Below are 15,414 nucleotides of genomic sequence, written 5' to 3' on the forward strand. Positions count from 1 at the left end.
TGCTCCGTATGCTGACCATCTCCGGCGCCGCCCTGGCGCTGGCCGCCTGCGCCGCCACGCCGGAGGCCGATCCGGCGCCGCAGCCGCGCGCCGCCGCCCAGGCCGCGCCGGGCGGCCAGACCACCGGCTACCTTCAGGCCAGCGCGCTCAGCGGCAAGGACATCCTGCCCGGCCCGCCGGCGGCCGGCAGCCCCTACGACGTCGCCGACCGGGCGAACTACGACGCCACCCGCAGCCTCGAAGGCTCGGCCCGCTGGAAGCTGGCGCAACAGGACAACGACCTCTGGCAGGGCGGCGCGCTGAAGCGATTCTCCTGCGCCATGGGGAAGGACGTGAACGCCCAGGCGACGCCGGTGGCCTGGAAGCTGCTGCACAAGATTGAGCTGGATGTCCGCACCATCGGCACGCCGGCTAAGAACTTCTTCGACCGCAAGCGTCCGGCGCTGGGTAACGACAAGGCGATCTGCGTGCCGCGCGAGAAGTGGCTGGAGACCAACGCCTCCTACCCCTCGGGCCACTCCATGGTCGCCTGGTCGTGGGCGCTGATCCTCACCGAAGCGGCCCCGGCGAGCGCCGACGCCCTGCTGAAGCTCGGGCAGGAATCCGGCGACAGCCGCGTGGTCTGCGGCGTGCACTTCCCGTCGGACGTGGAGGCGGGCCGCACGCTGGCGGCGGGCATGGTCGCGCGCCTGCACGCCGATCCGGCGTTCATGGCCGACCTCGCCGCCGCCAAGCGCGAGCTGGCGACGGCGCCTGCGGCGAGCGGCTGCGGCGCCTAGGCCGGCCGCGCGCCGACGAGGGCGCCGTAGAGGTCCGTCCGCCGGTCGCGGAAGAAGCCCCAGGCGGCGCGGTGCGTGGCCAGGAACTCCAGGTCGAACTCGGCCTGGACAATGCCCTCGTCCTCGCGGCCCAGCGCCGAGACCAGGTCGCCCCGGTGATCGGCGATGAAGCTGGAGCCGTAGAACTGCTGGCCGCCGTTGGGATAGCCCGCCCACGGCTCGAAGCCCGTGCGGTTGGCGCCCACGACCGGGATCACGTTCGAGACGGCATGGCCCTGCATGGCGCGGCGCCACGGCGCGGCGGTGTCCAGCGTCGGGTCGTGCGGCTCGGAGCCGATCGCGGTGGGATAGAGCAGCACCTCGGCGCCCATCAGGGTCATGGCCCGGGCGCATTCCGGGTACCACTGGTCCCAGCAGATGCCGACGCCGATGCGGCCGAACTTCGTGTCCCAGACCTTGAAGCCGGTGTCGCCCGGCCGGAAGTAATACTTCTCCATGTAGCCCGGCCCGTCGGGGATGTGGCTCTTGCGATAGACGCCCATCAGCGCGCCGTCCGCGTCGATCATGACGAGGCTGTTGAAGTAGTGCGGCCCCTCGCGCTCGAAGATCGAGACGGGGATGACGACGCCCAGTTCCTTGGCCAGCGGCTGCAGTTCGACGACGGCCGGATGCTCGCGCCACGGGTAGGCGGTCGCGAACCAGCGCTCCTCCTGGGCGACGCAGAAGTACGGGCCCTGGAACAGCTCGGACGGCAGGATCACCTGCGCGCCCTGCGCCGCGGCGGCGCGGATGAAGCCCTTGGTCTTCTCGATGTTGGCCGCCATGTCCTCGCCGTACGAGGTCTGGATGGCGGCGACCTTCAGCGTGCGCGTCATCAGGCGGCGGGCTCCTGTTGGGTGATGCAGTGGAACGAGCCGCCGCCGGTGAGGATGGCGATCGACGGCAGGCCGATGACCTTGCGGTCGGGGAAGAGCTGCTCCAGCGACTGGACGGCGAGTTCGCCCGGCCGCTCCTCGTAGATCGGCACGATCACCGCTTCGTTGGCGATGAGGAAGTTCATGTGGCTGGCGGGGATCGGGCCGTCCTCGCCCTCGACGAAGCCGGGCGACGGGATGCGGACGACCTTGATCGCCTGCCCTTGGGCGTCGGTCTGATGCGCCAGCCGGCGCGCGGCGTCGTCATAGGCCGCCGCGTTCGGATCGCCGCGGCCCCAGGCCACGGGCACGGCGACGACGCCCGGCGCCACGAAGCGCGCCAGGTTGTCGACGTGGCCGTCGGTGTGGTCGTTCTGCAGGCCCTCGCCCAGCCAGATGACCTTCTTCGCCCCCAGCGACCGGGCGAGCGCGGCCTCGGCCCTGGCGTCGTCCCAGCCCGGGTTGCGGTTGGCGTTGAGGAGGCACTGGCCGGTGGTCAGCACCGTGCCCGCGCCGTCGTGGTCGACGGCGCCGCCTTCCAGGATGAAGTCGTGCTGCACGAGTTCCACGCCCGAGGCCTCGGCGATCTGGGCCGCCACCTCGTCGTCATGCGGCAGGTCGTACTTGCCGCCCCAGCCATTGAACCTGAACCCCTGAGCCTTGCCGCCGGCGAAGATCGGGCCGGTGTCGCGCAGCCAGATGTCGCCGAAACGGCCGGGGACGATCTCGATGTTGGCGACCTCGCCCAGCAGGCGGCGCGCGGCCGCCTCGCCGTCGGGATGGCCGGTCATCAGGCGCACGCGTTCGCCCCCGGGCCCAGCGAGGGCGCGGGCGAGCGCGGCCACCTCGGCCTGCGCCTCGTCGAGGTCGGCTTGCCAGAGGTCGGCATGACTGGGAAAGCCCAGCCACATGGCCTTGTGCGGCGCCCACTCGGCGGGAACGGTGAAGGTCATCTAGGCCCCCAAAGGACGAGAACGGGTCTCGAAGCCGGGCGCAGATGGCCCCCCGCGCCCCCTGCGTCAAGCATGTGCGGCAAATGAGAAAGGGCGGCTGCGTCGCCGCAGCCGCCCTTCCCAACTCTCAACGTGTCGTTCGGCTTAGAACTTGTACTTCGCGCCGAACTTGATCTGCCACAGGGACTGGTCGCGGCGGTACGCCTTGACCGGCTCCTGGAAGGCGCCGTTCGCGCCGGTGCCGCTGATGAGGTAGCGAGCGCCCGGGACGCCGCAGCCGACAGCGCCGCCGGCGCCGTTGACGCAGCTGACGTTCACGACCGGCACCATGCGCGAGAAGTCGTACTGTTCGAGCACGCCCCAGTCGTCGTTCAGCAGGTTGCCGAGGTTCTCGACGTCCATGAAGACCTCGAGCTTCGCCCCGTTCGGGAAGAAGGCCGGCAGTTCCTGGCTGATGCGGATGTCGAAGGTGGTGACGTCCGCCTGACGGAAGGCGTTCCGCGGCGCGATCTTGCCGGCGTACTTCGCGAGACCGGAGTCCTCGAGGAAGGTCCGGAAGCGGGCTTGGTCGAAGCCCGGCGCGTAGGTGACGATCGGGTCGCTCGCCAGCGGCACGTACAGCAGCGCGTTCGACGTGGCCTGACGACCCGAGTAGCTCGAGGTGTAGTAGCCGAAGTCGTTGTCGAAGTTGCCGGTCCGGCTGTTGGCGAAGGTGTAGCTGAACGGCAGGCCCGAGCGATGCTGCGCGAACATCGTGAAGCGGGTCTCGTTATCGCCGAAGAACTTCTTCGCGTAGTAGAGGTTCAGGGCGTGACGGTGACGGACCTCGTAGTCCGAGGTCGCCGCCGGCGGGTTCAGCGGGTTCTGGCTGGCGAACCGGGTGAAGCTCGACGAAGCGATCGAGCTGGTCATCGGGTTGGCGTCTTCGGCGTCGGTGTAGGTGTAGCTGTAGTTGAAGCCGAGGCCTTCGAGGAGGCCGTCACGCCAGTCCTTGGCCAGCGTCAGGGCCACCGAGTCCGAACCACCCTTGTCGATGTTGCGGAGGATGAAGTCGCCCTGGTTGCCGGTCAGGTCGCCGACGGTCGTCGGGCCATAGACCGGACGGCCGTCCGGCGCGAGGCCGATCACCCGCGAGCGGGCGTCCGACCAGTAGAGGGCGTTCTCGTTGATCGCCTTCAGATAGTCGACCTGCACCAGCCAGCCGTCGCCGATGCCGAAGCGGCTGAGATCGAACTCGTAGCCGACCGACAGGTTCGCCTTCCAGGTCGTGGGGATCTGGAACGCGGGCGACAGGGCGTTCACGTCACCGCCGCGAGGCGTGAACGTGCACCCGGTCGGAGCCTTGGTGATGTCGACGTTCTGCAGATACGAGCCCGTGCAGACCGCGTTCGTCTGGCTGACGCCGGTGTTCGAGAAGGAGTTCGAGATCCAGACGTTCAGGCCGGTCGCCGAGAAGCGGCCGAAGCCGCCGCTGATGTTGAGGCGGTCCATCGGCTCGTAGTTGAACGAGACGCGCGGCAGTACGACGGACTCGCCGTCCAGGCTCTTGGTGTTGGCGAAGCCCTGACGCGACAGGAAGGCCGTGTTCAGGATCGGCGCGTCGTTCGTCGAGTACCAGTCGAAGCGGACGCCGGCCGTCACATCGAGGTTGTCGAGGATCTGGATGCGGTCTTCCGCATAGATGCTGGAGAGACGGAAGCCGAAGTCGGCGGCGCCGGCCCGGGCGGTGCCCAGGGTGGCCGGGACCGTGCCCGAGCTCGGATCGATGCCGCCCGTGAGCGAGAACGAGCCGGCGCGGCGGGCGAGGAAGTCGGCGTAGCTGTTGAACTGCCACTGGCCGAGCGAGCGCGAGACGAAGACGTTGTAGAGGTCGTCCTTCTCGGTGCGGAAGCCGAACAGCAGGTCGTGAACGCCCAGGCGATAGCGGCCGATGGCCTCGATCGTCTCGAGCTTCACGTTCAGATAGTTGTCGTGGCGGTTGATGTCGGCGCCGAAGCGGATTTCCGGCGTGCCGCCGCCCGCCTGCAGGCCCGGCAGGTCGTTGCCGCGCACCGCGACTTCACCGACCGTCAGACCGTTCAGCGGGGTCTGGGTGGTGTCGGTTTCCTTCGAGGAGTAGCGGAACTCGGTCGAGAAGTTCTCGGTCCAGTCCGAGTTCACCTGCACCGTGTAGGCGGTGAGTTCTTCGGTCTTGTTGTACTGGCGCGATTCCAGGCCGATGGCGGGCTGGGTCGTGCTGTTGCCCTGGGCGAAGGTGTCGGACACCGACCCGTTGAACGAGTTGCCCTTGGTGTTCTGGTAGGTGAACGAGGCGCGGTGGTTGTCGTTGATGTTCCAGTCGATCTTGCCCAGCCACTTCTCGTCTTCCACCGGGAAGGCGCCGATGACCGCACCGCCCGGATCGTAGCCGTAGATGCGCTGGGTATCGGCGCGCACCTGGTCGATCGTCTGCTGGGTGATGCGCGGGATGGTCGTCGACGCGCCCGAGCCGGCCGGGCCTTCGTCGAAGCCGAGCACGCCTTCGAACTTCTCGTACGAGCCGAAGAAGAACAGGCGATCCTTGATGATCGGGCCGCCGAGGGTGGCGCCGTAGGTCTTCTCTTCGAACGCGCGCTCGATCTTCACGCCTTCGAGCGAGTCACCGCGCAGGTCCTGGTCGGTGTACTCGTAGAAGGCCGTGCCCGAGAACTTGTTGCCGCCCGACTTGGTCACGGCGTTGATCTGGCCGCCGACGAAGCCGTTGTTGATGACGCTGTAGGGGGCGACCGAGACGTTCACGGCGGCGACGGCGTCGAGCGAGATCGGCGAGCGCTGGGTCGGGTAGCCGTTGTTGTTCAGGCCGAAGTCGTCGTTCTGGCGAACGCCGTCGACGGTCAGCTGGTTGAACCGGGTGTTGGTGCCCGCGAACGACAGGGCGTCCTGGTTGGTGGGGTCGATCGAGGCGAAGGGGTCGATCCGGGCCACGTCCTTCAGGTCGCGGCTGATCGACGGCAGCGCTTCGATGTCGCCGGCGGTGAAGTTGGTGGCGGGGCCGCCCTGGCTCTTGGCCGCGGCGGCGGCGGTGACGACCAGCTCGGCGACCTGGTTGCCGGCCGAGAACAGGACCACGTCGATCGTGGCGGGCTCGCCGATGCCGATGGCCGAGACGTTGGCGCTGGCCGATTCGAAGTTGGCCGCCGTGGCGCTCACCCGATACGGGCCGCCCGGACGCAGGCCGCGAACGGAGAAGAAGCCGTCCGCGCCGGTGACCGACGTCGCCACCGAGCCGGTCGGCACGTGGGTGACGGTGACCGTGGCGTTCGGCACGGCCGCGCCGGAGTCGCTGGTGATCTGGCCACGGATGGCGCCGGTGGTCGCCTGCGCGTACACGGCCGTCGAGGCGGCCGAGGCGAGGACCGTCAGCGCCGCGCCGCACGCGAGCCGTTGGAGCATTCTCATTAAGTATCCCCTCATCCGATAGACTGCCTACGGCGGACGCCCCTTCCGTACGCCGCGAGTCTTGCGCGCCCCTATAGCGCCAAATTTCGCCACGTGGGTGACGCTTTTGTTACGGTGGCCGGGGGAGATGCAGGAGTGCGGCGAAAGGCGGCGCCGTGTGCTTTACACGGCACGCCGCGCCACTTGCGTCCGCACCGCGCGCTGGGAGACCCATGACCGACGTTACCGGATTCGGCCCGAAAGACGGCGGCGGTCGCCAGGATTGGCGCGCGGCCGTTCTGCTGGTGGCCGCGTTGACGGCCGTGCGGCTGGTCGTGCTGTTCTCCAGCCCCCTCGAACTCTACCCGGACGAAGCCCAGTACTGGCTTTGGTCGCGGACGCTCGACTTCGGCTATTATTCCAAGCCGCCGATGATCGCCTGGGCGATCTGGGCGACGACGGCGATCGGCGGCGACGCCGAGCCCTGGGTGCGCCTCTCAGCGGTGCTGTTCCAGGCGGGCGCGACGCTGGCGGTGTTCGCCATCGGGCGGCGGCTGTACGGCGGCGGCGGCGCGTTCGCGGGCGCCGCGCTCTACGCCCTGATGCCGGGCGTGCAGCTCTCCTCGCTCGTTGCGGCGACCGACGCGCCGCTGCTGTTCTTCCTGGGCCTGACGATCCTCGCCTACGTCGCGCTGCTGGAGGCGGACGGTCGCCGCGCGACGCTGCTGGCCGCCGCGCTGGGCGCAGGCCTGGGGCTGGCGTTCCTGTCGAAGTATGCGGCCGTCTATTTCCTGATCGGGCTGGCGATCCACCTGATCGTCTCGGGCCGGGCGCGGGCGGCGTGGACGCCGGCGCGGGCCGGCGCGGCCGTCCTGGCCTTCGCGGTGATCCTGGCGCCGAACGTCGCGTGGAACGCGACCCACGGCTTCGCCACCCTGCATCACACCGCGGCCAACGCCGCCTGGGGCGGGCGCCAGCTGTTCAACCTGCCGGAGCTCGGCGAGTTCGCCCTGTCGCAGTTCGGCGTGTTCGGGCCGATCCCGCTGGGGGCGTTGATCGCCGGCCTTGCCCTGGCGGCGATGCGGCGGAGGCTCAGCCGCGAGGACCTCCTGCTGCTCTGTTTCACGCTGCCGCCGCTGCTGATCGTGACCGGCCAGGCTTTCATCAGCCGGGCCAACGCCAACTGGTCCGGGGCAGGGTACCTGGCCGGCGCGGTGCTGGTGGGCGCCTGGCTGGTGCGCTGGCGCGCGAAAGGCTGGCTGGTCGCGGCCCTGGCGATGCAGGCCGTGGTGGCGACGCTGTTCTTCGCGGTGGCCATCTCCCCCCGGCTGTCGGAGCAGACGGGGCTCGGCAACAGCTTCAAGCGGGCCAAGGGGTGGGCCGAGACCACCGACGTGGTGCTGCGGCGCGCGGCGGTGGAGCCCGGCCTCACCGCCATCGCGGTCAACAACCGCTTCCTGTTCTACGCCATGAGCTACTACGGCCGCGACGCGTTCACGGGCGGCGCGCCGCCGCTCCGGAGCTGGCTGCTGACCGGCACGCCGGAGAACCAGGCCGAAGCGAGCGCCGCGCTGCGCCCCGCGGAGGGCGGACGCGTGCTGGCCGTCGCCATGGAGGGCAATTACCGCGCCGAGATGGAAGGCGACTTCCGCCGCGCCTCGGGCCTGGAGATCGCCAGCGTGTGGCTGGACGCCAAGCGCAGGCGTCGGATCGAGATGTTCGTGGGCGAGGGCTTCGCGCCGAAGCCGCGCGATCCTAGGACCGGCCGCCCCAGACCGTCTTGAGCCAGCGGTCGCGGCCGCAGCCGATGCGGTAGCGCTCGTACTGGGCCGGGTTCTTCTTGGCGAAGTCCTGGTGATAGGCCTCGGCGTTCCAGAAGGGCGCAGCGTTGCGCACCTGGGTCGCAACCTTGGCCTTCAGCTCGCCGGCGACCTTGGCCTTGGCCTGTTCGGCGATCTTCCGCTCCTCGGGCGTGGAGACGAACACCGCCGTGCGATAGGCCGGGCCCTTGTCGCAGATCTGGCCGTTGGGATCGGTCGGGTCGATGTTGTGGAAGAAGTGGTCGACGAGCTGGGCGTAGGAGACCTTGGCCGGGTCGTAGGTGACGCGCACCGACTCCAGGTGGCCTTCGTGGTTCTCGTAGGTGGGGTTGCGCGATGCGCCCCCGGCGTAGCCGGAGACGGCGCTGACCACGCCGGGCTTGCCTTCGAACAGCTTCTCGATCGACCAGAAGCAGCCGCCGGCGAAGACGGCGGTCTTGGTGGCGGCGCCGGTGGCGGGCGCGGCGGCGATCAGGCCCGCCACGGCGGCCGCCGTGAAGATGCGGTGTCTCATGAGAAGAGCATGCCACTCCGGAACGACAGGGTCACCCCGCATGTACGCGGGAGCCCGGCCGGCGGATGCAGCCCGGCTCAGGCCGTCTGCAGGGCGACTTCGAAGGCGGCCTCGGTCTTGGCCCGCACCTCGTCGAGGCTCACGTCTGGCGCGAGCTCCAGCAGGGTCAGGGGCTTCTTGCCGCGGCTGACGTCGAAGACGGCCAGGTCGGTGATGACGAGGTCCACGACGCCCGCGCCGGTCAGCGGCAGGGTGCAGGCCTTCATGAGCTTGGGCGCGCCCGACTTCTCGACGTGCTCCATGACCACGACCACGCGCTTGACGCCGGCCACGAGGTCCATGGCGCCGCCCATGCCCTTCACCATCTTGCCCGGCACCATCCAGTTCGCGAGATCGCCGTTGGCCGCCACCTGCATGGCCCCCAGGATGGAGAGGTCGATGTGGCCGCCGCGGATCATGGCGAAGCTGTCGGCCGAGCTGAAATAGGACGAGGAGGCCAGCTCGGTGATCGTCTGCTTGCCGGCGTTGATCAGGTCGGGGTCGGCCTCGCCCTCATAGGGGAACGGGCCCATGCCCAGCATGCCGTTCTCCGACTGCAGGGTCACGTGCATGCCGGCGGGGATGTAGTTGGCCACGAGCGTCGGGATGCCGATGCCGAGGTTGACGTAGAAGCCGTCGCGAAGCTCGCGGGCCGCACGCGCGGCGATCTGGTCGCGGGTCCAGGCCATGGCTCAGGCTTCCTCACGCTTGCGGACGGTGAGCTGTTCGATGCGCTTCTCGAACGTGCCCTGGACGATGCGGTCGACGTAGACGCCAGGCGTGTGGATCTGGTCCGGGTCGATGGACCCGATTTCCACCAGCTCCTCGACCTCGACCACCGTCACCCTGCCGGCCGTGGCCATCATCGGGTTGAAGTTGCGGGCGGTCTTGCGGAACACGAGGTTGCCCTCGCGGTCGGCCTTCCAGGCCTTGACGATGGAGAGGTCGGCGGTCAGCCCGCGCTCCATGACGTAGAGCTCGCCGTCGAACTCGCGGACTTCCTTGCCCTCGGCCACCAGGGTGCCGACGCCGGTCTTGGTGAAGAAGGCCGGGATGCCGGCGCCGCCCGCGCGGATGCGCTCGGCCAGGGTGCCCTGGGGGTTGAACTCGAGCTCCAGCTTGCCCGACAGGTACAGCTCGGCGAACAGCTTGTTCTCGCCGACGTAGCTCGAGATCATCTTGCGGATCTGTCCGCCGGCCAGCAGGACGCCGAGGCCGAAGTCGTCCACGCCACAGTTGTTGGAGACGACCGTGAGGTCCTTCGTCCCCGCTGCGCGGATCGCCGCGATCAGGTTTTCGGGGATGCCGCAGAGGCCGAAGCCGCCGGCCATGATCGTCATGCCGTCGAAGAGCAGGCCAGCCAGCGCCTCGACAGCGTCGTTTCGAACCTTGTCCGCCATGGCTTCGCCAATACGCCGCAAACGTCCTATTGAGAACCGGGCGCCGCAAAAAATTCATCGATTGATGAAGAAACGGCGGCGCTTCTCCATCGCAGCCGACAATTCCGGGGATCCGATGACCGCCGACAACCTCCTGCTGCAGGCCCTGGTCTATCTGACAGCCGGCGTCATCGCGGCGCCGATCGCCAAGCGGCTGGGGCTGAGCTCGGTGCTGGGCTACCTGGTGGCGGGCGTGATCGTCGGGCCCTTCGCCCTGGACCTCGTCGGCGAGGCCGAGGACGTCATGCGGTTCGCCGAGTTCGGCGTCGTGATCCTGCTCTTCCTGATCGGGCTGGAGGTGCGGCCTGCCCTGCTCTGGAAGATGAAGACCAACATCTTCGGCCTGGGCGCGGGCCAGATGGCCGGCACGACCGCCCTGGTCGCCGCCGCGGGGCTGGCGCTGGGCCTGGACTGGAAAGCCGCCGTCGCCTCGGGCCTGATCCTGGCGATGAGCTCGACGGCCATCGTGCTGGCGAGCCTTGAGGAGAAGGGCTTGCGGCAGGGCCCGGTGGGCGAGGCCAGCTTCGGCGTGCTGCTGTTCCAGGATCTGGCGGTGATCCCGCTATTCGCCCTGCTGCCGTTCCTGGCGATGACCGGCGCGGCGCCCGCGGCCGCGGAGGCGGGCGGGCATCACGGCGGGGCGCTGCTCGAGGCGCTGCCCGCCTGGGGGCGGCCGATCGCGGTGATCGCGGCCGTGGCCGCCGTGGTGATCGGCGGGCGCTACCTGACCCGGCCGCTGTTCCGCTTCATCGCCGCGGCAAGGCTGCGCGAGATCTTCACCGCCTCGGCCCTGCTGCTGGTGGTGGCCGTGGCGGCGCTCATGGAGGTGGTGGGCCTGTCGCCGGCGCTGGGCGCGTTCCTGGCGGGCGTGGTGCTGGCCGAGAGCGAGTTCCGCCGTGAGCTGGAGACCGACATCGAGCCCTTCCGCGGCCTGCTGCTGGGACTGTTCTTCATCACCGTGGGCGCGGGCCTCGACCTGGCGCTGCTGCTGGCCCAGCCGCTGCTGCTGATCGGCCTGGTGGCCGGCCTGATCGTCATCAAGTGGCTCGCCATGTACGCCGCCGGCATGATCTTCCGCCGCGGCCGGCGGACCTCGGCGACGACGGCGACAGCGCTGGCGCAGGGCGGCGAGTTCGCCTTCGTGCTGCTGGGCTTCGCGCTGGGCGCACGCGTGCTCGACGCGGAACTGTCGCGGATGCTGACGGCGGTGGTGGCGGTGTCGATGGCGGCCACGCCGCTGGTGTTCGCCGCCTACGAGAAGCTGGTGCTGAACCGGCAGGAGGCGCGGCCCGAGCCCGAGCGGCTGCCGTTCGACGAAGCCGCGCCGGAGGTGATCGTCGCGGGCTTCGGCCGTTTCGGCCAGATCGCCACCCGCCTGATGATCGCCAACGGCTTCAACGTCGTGCTGCTGGATTCCAGCATCGAGCAGATCGACGCGATCCGCCGCTTCGGCTGGCGGGTGCACTATGGCGACGCGAGCCGCCTCGACCTGCTGCGCACGGCGGGCGCCGACAGGGCCCGGCTGCTGATCGTGGCCATCGACGACCGCGACAAGGCCCGCGAGATCGTGGAACTGGCCAAGGAGTCCTTCCCGCATCTGACGGTGCTGGCCCGGGCCTGGGACCGTCGGCACGCCTACGAGCTGCTGGACGCCGGCGCCGACGGGGTGGAGCGCGAGACCTACGAGAGCGCGCTGAACTTCGGGCGCAAGGCGCTCTCGGCGCTAGGACTGTCGGAGCGGCGGGCGCTGCGGGCGGCCGTGCTGTTCCGCGAACACGACGACCGGCTGTTCCAGAAGCTGCGCCCCGTCCACACGGAGGACGAGCGGTATGTCATGGCCAGCCGCGCGTCCCGCGAGACGTTCGAGAAGCTGCTGCAGACCGAGATGCAGCGCCTCGACGACGAGGACGACGAGGTCGAGGCGCCGCGGCTGGCGGCGAGCGAGAGGCGCTAGGCGCGCCGGCGCTGCGGGGGCGCCAAAGCGGTTCCAGCCTTTGGGTCGTGGGTGTAGAAACCGCCCATGAGCCAAGCCCTCCAGATCCAGGACCGTATCGAGCCGGTCTCGTACGCCCTCTTCGACCAAGACTTCGAAGCCTTCACCAAGGCGCTCGGCGACAGCTTCCAGCGGTGGGGCTTCGCGGTGATCAAGGACCACGGCCTGCCGCAGCAGAAGGTCGACGCCGCCATCGGCGAGACGAAGGCGTTCTTCGCCCTGCCGGAGGAGACCAAGCTCAAGTACAAGCTGCCGGTCATGGGCCAGCGCGGCTACACGCCGTTCGGCATCGAGACCGCCAAGGGCCATACCCACTACGACCTGAAGGAATTCTGGCACGTCGGCCGCGACCTGCCGCCGGGCCACCGCTTCCGCAACCACATGCCGGACAACGTCTGGCCCGACGCGGAACTGCCCGAGTTCCGCGCCAAGGTGGGCTGGCTGTACCAGGCGCTGGACGCCATGGGCCTGAAGGTGCTGGAGGCGATCGCCAGCTACCTCGACCTCGACCGCCACTTCTTCGATCCCACGGTCGACTTCGGCAATTCGATCCTGCGCCTGCTGCACTATCCGCCGGTGCCGCAGGACGGGCCGCACATCCGCGCCGGCGCGCACGAGGACATCAACGTCATCACCCTGCTGCTCGGCGCCGAAGAGGCCGGGCTCGAGGTGAAGGACCACGACGGCCGCTGGATCGCGATCAACCCGCCGCCCGGCGCCTTGGTGGTGAACATCGGCGACATGCTGCAGCGGCTGACCAACCACCGGCTGCCGTCGACGACGCACCGGGTCGTCAATCCGGCCCCTGAGCGCCGCGGCTTCCCGCGGTACTCGACGCCGTTCTTCCTGCACTTCAACTCGGACTACGAGATCCGCACGCTGCCCAACTGCGTCGACGCCGAGCACCCGGACCGCTACCCGACGCCGATCACGGCGGACGAGTACCTCCAGGAGCGCCTGCGCGAGATCAAGCTGGCCTGACCTGCCTTCCCCCGAGCGGCGGGAGGCAAGTCAGGCACGGTTCAGCCGCCAGCGCGTTTTCTGGCGTCATGAAGACGCTGATCCTGACCTCCGCCTGCGCCCTCGCCTTCGCGGCGACCGGCGCCCATGCCGCATCCGGGAACTGGCGCGACGACGCCACGCGCGAGGACGTGCGCCGTATCCGGCAGCTCGACCGCGCCTGGAGCGAGGCCCTGGAGAGCAGCGGCCGCGCGCCGGAGCTCCGCCGGCTGGGCGCGGTGGCGAGGCCGGGCGGCGCGCTGGCGCGGCCCCAGCCGACGCCGGGGACCTATCGCTGCCGCACCATCAAGCTGGGCGCAGGCGCCGGCGGCGCGGGCGGGGGCGTGATCGCCTATGGCTGGTTCCAGTGCCGGGTGGCCTTGAGCCCCGGCGGCGACCTGACGATCCGCAAGACCACCGGCTCGCAGCGGCCGATGGGCAATCTCTATCCCGATACCGCCCGGCGGCTGGTCTACCTGGGCGCAGTGGCCTGGGGCCAGGAGCGGGACGCCGCCTATGGCCGCGACCCGGAACGGGACCAGGCGGGCGTGTTCGAGCGCATCGGCCCCAACCACTACCGCCTGGTCCTGCCCTATCCGAAGGTGGAGTCCACCCTCGACATCATCGAGCTGAGACGCTGAGGCCTACCAGCCGCAGTTCTCGCCCTTGTTCTGCTTCACGAGCCACGTGTTGAGCGGCTTGAAGTAGTCGGCCACGGCCGAGGCGTCGGTGCGGCTCTCGCCGGTGAACACCGCGAGCGTCTTCGGCCATTCCTGCGATTGGCCAAGCTCCATCATGGCGTTGAACTTCTGGCCCATCTCCTTCTCGCCGTACACGGAGCAGCGGTGCAGCGGCCCCTTCCAGCCGGCCTGCTTGCAGGCGGCGCGGTGGAACTGGAACTGGTAGATGTGGGCCAGGAAGTAGCGCGTGTACGGGGTGTTGCCCGGCACGTGGTACTTGGCGCCCGGATCGAAGGCGTCGGCCGGGCGCTGGGCCGGCGGCGTCAGGCCCTGGTACTGCAGGCGCAGCTTCCACCAGTCCGTGTTGTATTCGTCCGGGGTCGTCTCGCCGGAGAACACCTGCCAGCGCCAGCGGTCGACCAGCAGGCCGAACGGCAGGAAGGCGATCTTGTCGAGCGCCATCTTCAGCAGGAACGGGATGTCCTCCTGCTCGCCCGGGACCTTCTCCAGCAGGCCGATCTGCTGGAGGTAGGTTGGCGTCGAGGCCGACAGCGCCGCGAAGTCGCCGATGGCTTCGTGGAAGCCGTCGTTGGCCGCGCCGCGGAACAGCACCGGCTGGTTCTTGTAGGCGCGCTGGTAATAGTTGTGACCCAGCTCGTGGTGCACGGTCCGGAAATCGTCCGCGTTCACCTTGGTGCACATCTTGATGCGGATGTCGTCCTTGTCGTCGATGTCCCAGGCCGAGGCGTGGCAGACGACTTCGCGGTCGCGCGGACGGGTGATCAGCGAGCGCTCCCAGAAGGTCTCCGGCAGCGGCGCATAGCCCAGCGACGAATAGAAGTTCTCGCCGGTCTTCACCATCTTCACCGGGTCGTAGCCCTTCTCGACCAGCAGCTTGTCGAGATCATAGCTGGAGGTCACGCCCTTCGGCTGGACGACGTCGTAGATGTTGCCCCACTGCTGGGCCCACATGTTGCCGAGGAGATCGGCGCGGATCGGGCCGGTGCGCGGCTGCACGGCGTCGCCGTACTTCTCGTTGAGGCGCGCACGCACGTAGCAGTGCAGGTTCTTGTAGAACGGCTCGACCTGCTTCCAGAGACGGTCGGTCTCGGCGGCGAAGGCGTCGGGCTCCATGTCGTAGTTGGAGCGCCAGAGGGCGCCGGTGTCCTTGTAGCCGAGGCTCGTGGCGCCTTCGTTCGAGAGCTCGGCGAACTTGGCGTAGTCGGGCTTCATCACCCGGGCGGTGTTGTGCCAGCCCTCCCACACGGCCTTCAGCTCGGCCGGGTCGCGGCTCTCGGCCAGGACGTCCTCGGCGTCGTTGAGGGTGATCGGCTTGCCCTTGTAGTCGAACTTGCCCGTCGAATAGGTGCTGTCGAGCTTGGTCAGCAGGCCGGCCAGCTCGTCGGCCGCGCCGGGGCGGTCCGGCGCCGGCGAGACGATGTAGAGCTTCAGCAGCTTCAGCTTGCGCGCGGTGACGGGGTCGACCGCCACGCCGTTGTAGCGGGCGGCCTCCTTGGCCAGGCGCGTGGCGAGTTCGTTCTGCTCGGCCGAGGCCTTGGCCTCCAGCCACTGGGTGTCGGGGGTGATGAAGTTGGCCCGCACCCAGGCGGCGCGGCTGGCGAAGGCGTTCACCTTCTCGAGCTGGGCCTCGGCGCTCTCGACGAAGGCCTTGGCGTCGGCGGCGGTGGGCCGCGCGGCGGCGGAGGCCGGGGCCGGGGTCTGGGCCACGGAAGGCCCGACGGCCACGAGCACGGCCACCGCGGCGGCGGCCATCAGCATGGATTTCATTGACGGTTCCTGAGCGTTTTCATCGGCCTTGGCGGCCGTTGCGGGCGACACAAGCCGCCCGCGCCCTTCCCGTCAAGCC

The 15,414-nt window shown here is 69.3% G+C and carries 12 protein-coding genes; 5 read left to right on the forward strand and 7 right to left on the reverse strand.

The window, feature by feature from the left end:
- The first annotated feature begins 8 nt into the window (after window positions 1-8).
- Window positions 9-779 carry an acid phosphatase gene (locus ACO2Q0_RS06420; RefSeq protein WP_423351569.1) on the forward strand — a complete coding sequence of 257 codons (771 nt, stop codon included), beginning with the start codon at window positions 9-11 and terminating at the stop codon, window positions 777-779.
- Here the strand turns inward: ACO2Q0_RS06420 and aguB are convergent.
- From aguB to ACO2Q0_RS06435, 3 genes are all read right to left on the reverse strand, one after another.
- Window positions 776-1,654, reverse strand: coding sequence for an N-carbamoylputrescine amidase (gene aguB / locus ACO2Q0_RS06425; protein WP_423350673.1), 879 nt, complete (start codon window positions 1,652-1,654; stop codon window positions 776-778). The two genes, ACO2Q0_RS06420 and aguB, sit on opposite strands and share 4 nt — an antisense overlap.
- Complete coding sequence (locus tag ACO2Q0_RS06430; protein WP_423350674.1) at window positions 1,654-2,646, reverse strand: agmatine deiminase family protein; 993 nt, start codon at window positions 2,644-2,646, stop codon at window positions 1,654-1,656. The genes aguB and ACO2Q0_RS06430 overlap by 1 nt, the downstream gene beginning before the upstream one ends.
- Window positions 2,647-2,790: 144 nt before the next feature.
- Window positions 2,791-6,084 (reverse strand): TonB-dependent receptor, encoded by a 3,294-nt coding sequence (locus ACO2Q0_RS06435; RefSeq protein WP_423350675.1) that lies wholly within the window; start codon window positions 6,082-6,084, stop codon window positions 2,791-2,793.
- 212 nt (window positions 6,085-6,296) lie between these two features.
- Here ACO2Q0_RS06435 and ACO2Q0_RS06440 point away from each other — a divergent pair, with 212 nt between their 5' ends.
- Complete coding sequence (locus ACO2Q0_RS06440; RefSeq protein ID WP_423350676.1) at window positions 6,297-7,847, forward strand: ArnT family glycosyltransferase; 1,551 nt, start codon at window positions 6,297-6,299, stop codon at window positions 7,845-7,847.
- Here the strand turns inward: ACO2Q0_RS06440 and msrA are convergent.
- The 3 genes from msrA to ACO2Q0_RS06455 form a co-directional block, all read right to left on the reverse strand.
- Window positions 7,819-8,397, reverse strand: coding sequence for a peptide-methionine (S)-S-oxide reductase MsrA (gene msrA, locus ACO2Q0_RS06445; protein WP_423350677.1), 579 nt, complete (start codon window positions 8,395-8,397; stop codon window positions 7,819-7,821). The two genes, ACO2Q0_RS06440 and msrA, sit on opposite strands and share 29 nt — an antisense overlap.
- Window positions 8,398-8,474: 77 nt before the next feature.
- Window positions 8,475-9,125, reverse strand: a complete 651-nt coding sequence (locus ACO2Q0_RS06450; RefSeq protein WP_423350678.1) for a 3-oxoacid CoA-transferase subunit B — start codon at window positions 9,123-9,125, stop codon at window positions 8,475-8,477.
- Window positions 9,126-9,128: 3 nt separating this feature from the next.
- A complete protein-coding gene (locus ACO2Q0_RS06455; protein ID WP_423350679.1) occupies window positions 9,129-9,836 on the reverse strand; it encodes a CoA transferase subunit A in 708 nt (235 codons plus the stop codon).
- 64 nt (window positions 9,837-9,900) lie between these two features.
- Here ACO2Q0_RS06455 and ACO2Q0_RS06460 point away from each other — a divergent pair, with 64 nt between their 5' ends.
- The 3 genes from ACO2Q0_RS06460 (at window position 9,901) to ACO2Q0_RS06470 (ending at window position 13,508) form a co-directional block, all read left to right on the forward strand.
- Window positions 9,901-11,829 carry a monovalent cation:proton antiporter-2 (CPA2) family protein gene (locus tag ACO2Q0_RS06460; protein ID WP_423350680.1) on the forward strand — a complete coding sequence of 643 codons (1,929 nt, stop codon included), beginning with the start codon at window positions 9,901-9,903 and terminating at the stop codon, window positions 11,827-11,829.
- A 66-nt stretch (window positions 11,830-11,895) separates the two neighbouring features.
- Window positions 11,896-12,849 (forward strand): isopenicillin N synthase family dioxygenase, encoded by a 954-nt coding sequence (locus tag ACO2Q0_RS06465; protein WP_423350681.1) that lies wholly within the window; start codon window positions 11,896-11,898, stop codon window positions 12,847-12,849.
- Window positions 12,850-12,917: 68 nt separating this feature from the next.
- Complete coding sequence (locus ACO2Q0_RS06470; RefSeq protein WP_423350682.1) at window positions 12,918-13,508, forward strand: DUF4893 domain-containing protein; 591 nt, start codon at window positions 12,918-12,920, stop codon at window positions 13,506-13,508.
- A 3-nt stretch (window positions 13,509-13,511) separates the two neighbouring features.
- Here the strand turns inward: ACO2Q0_RS06470 and ACO2Q0_RS06475 are convergent, their stop codons facing one another.
- Complete coding sequence (locus tag ACO2Q0_RS06475) at window positions 13,512-15,335, reverse strand: M2 family metallopeptidase (RefSeq protein ID WP_423350683.1); 1,824 nt, start codon at window positions 15,333-15,335, stop codon at window positions 13,512-13,514.
- Between the last annotated feature and the right edge of the window lie 79 nt (window positions 15,336-15,414).

The organism is Phenylobacterium sp. VNQ135, from assembly GCF_049445735.1.
In the GTDB taxonomy this organism is placed as follows: Bacteria; Pseudomonadota; Alphaproteobacteria; order Caulobacterales; family Caulobacteraceae; genus Phenylobacterium.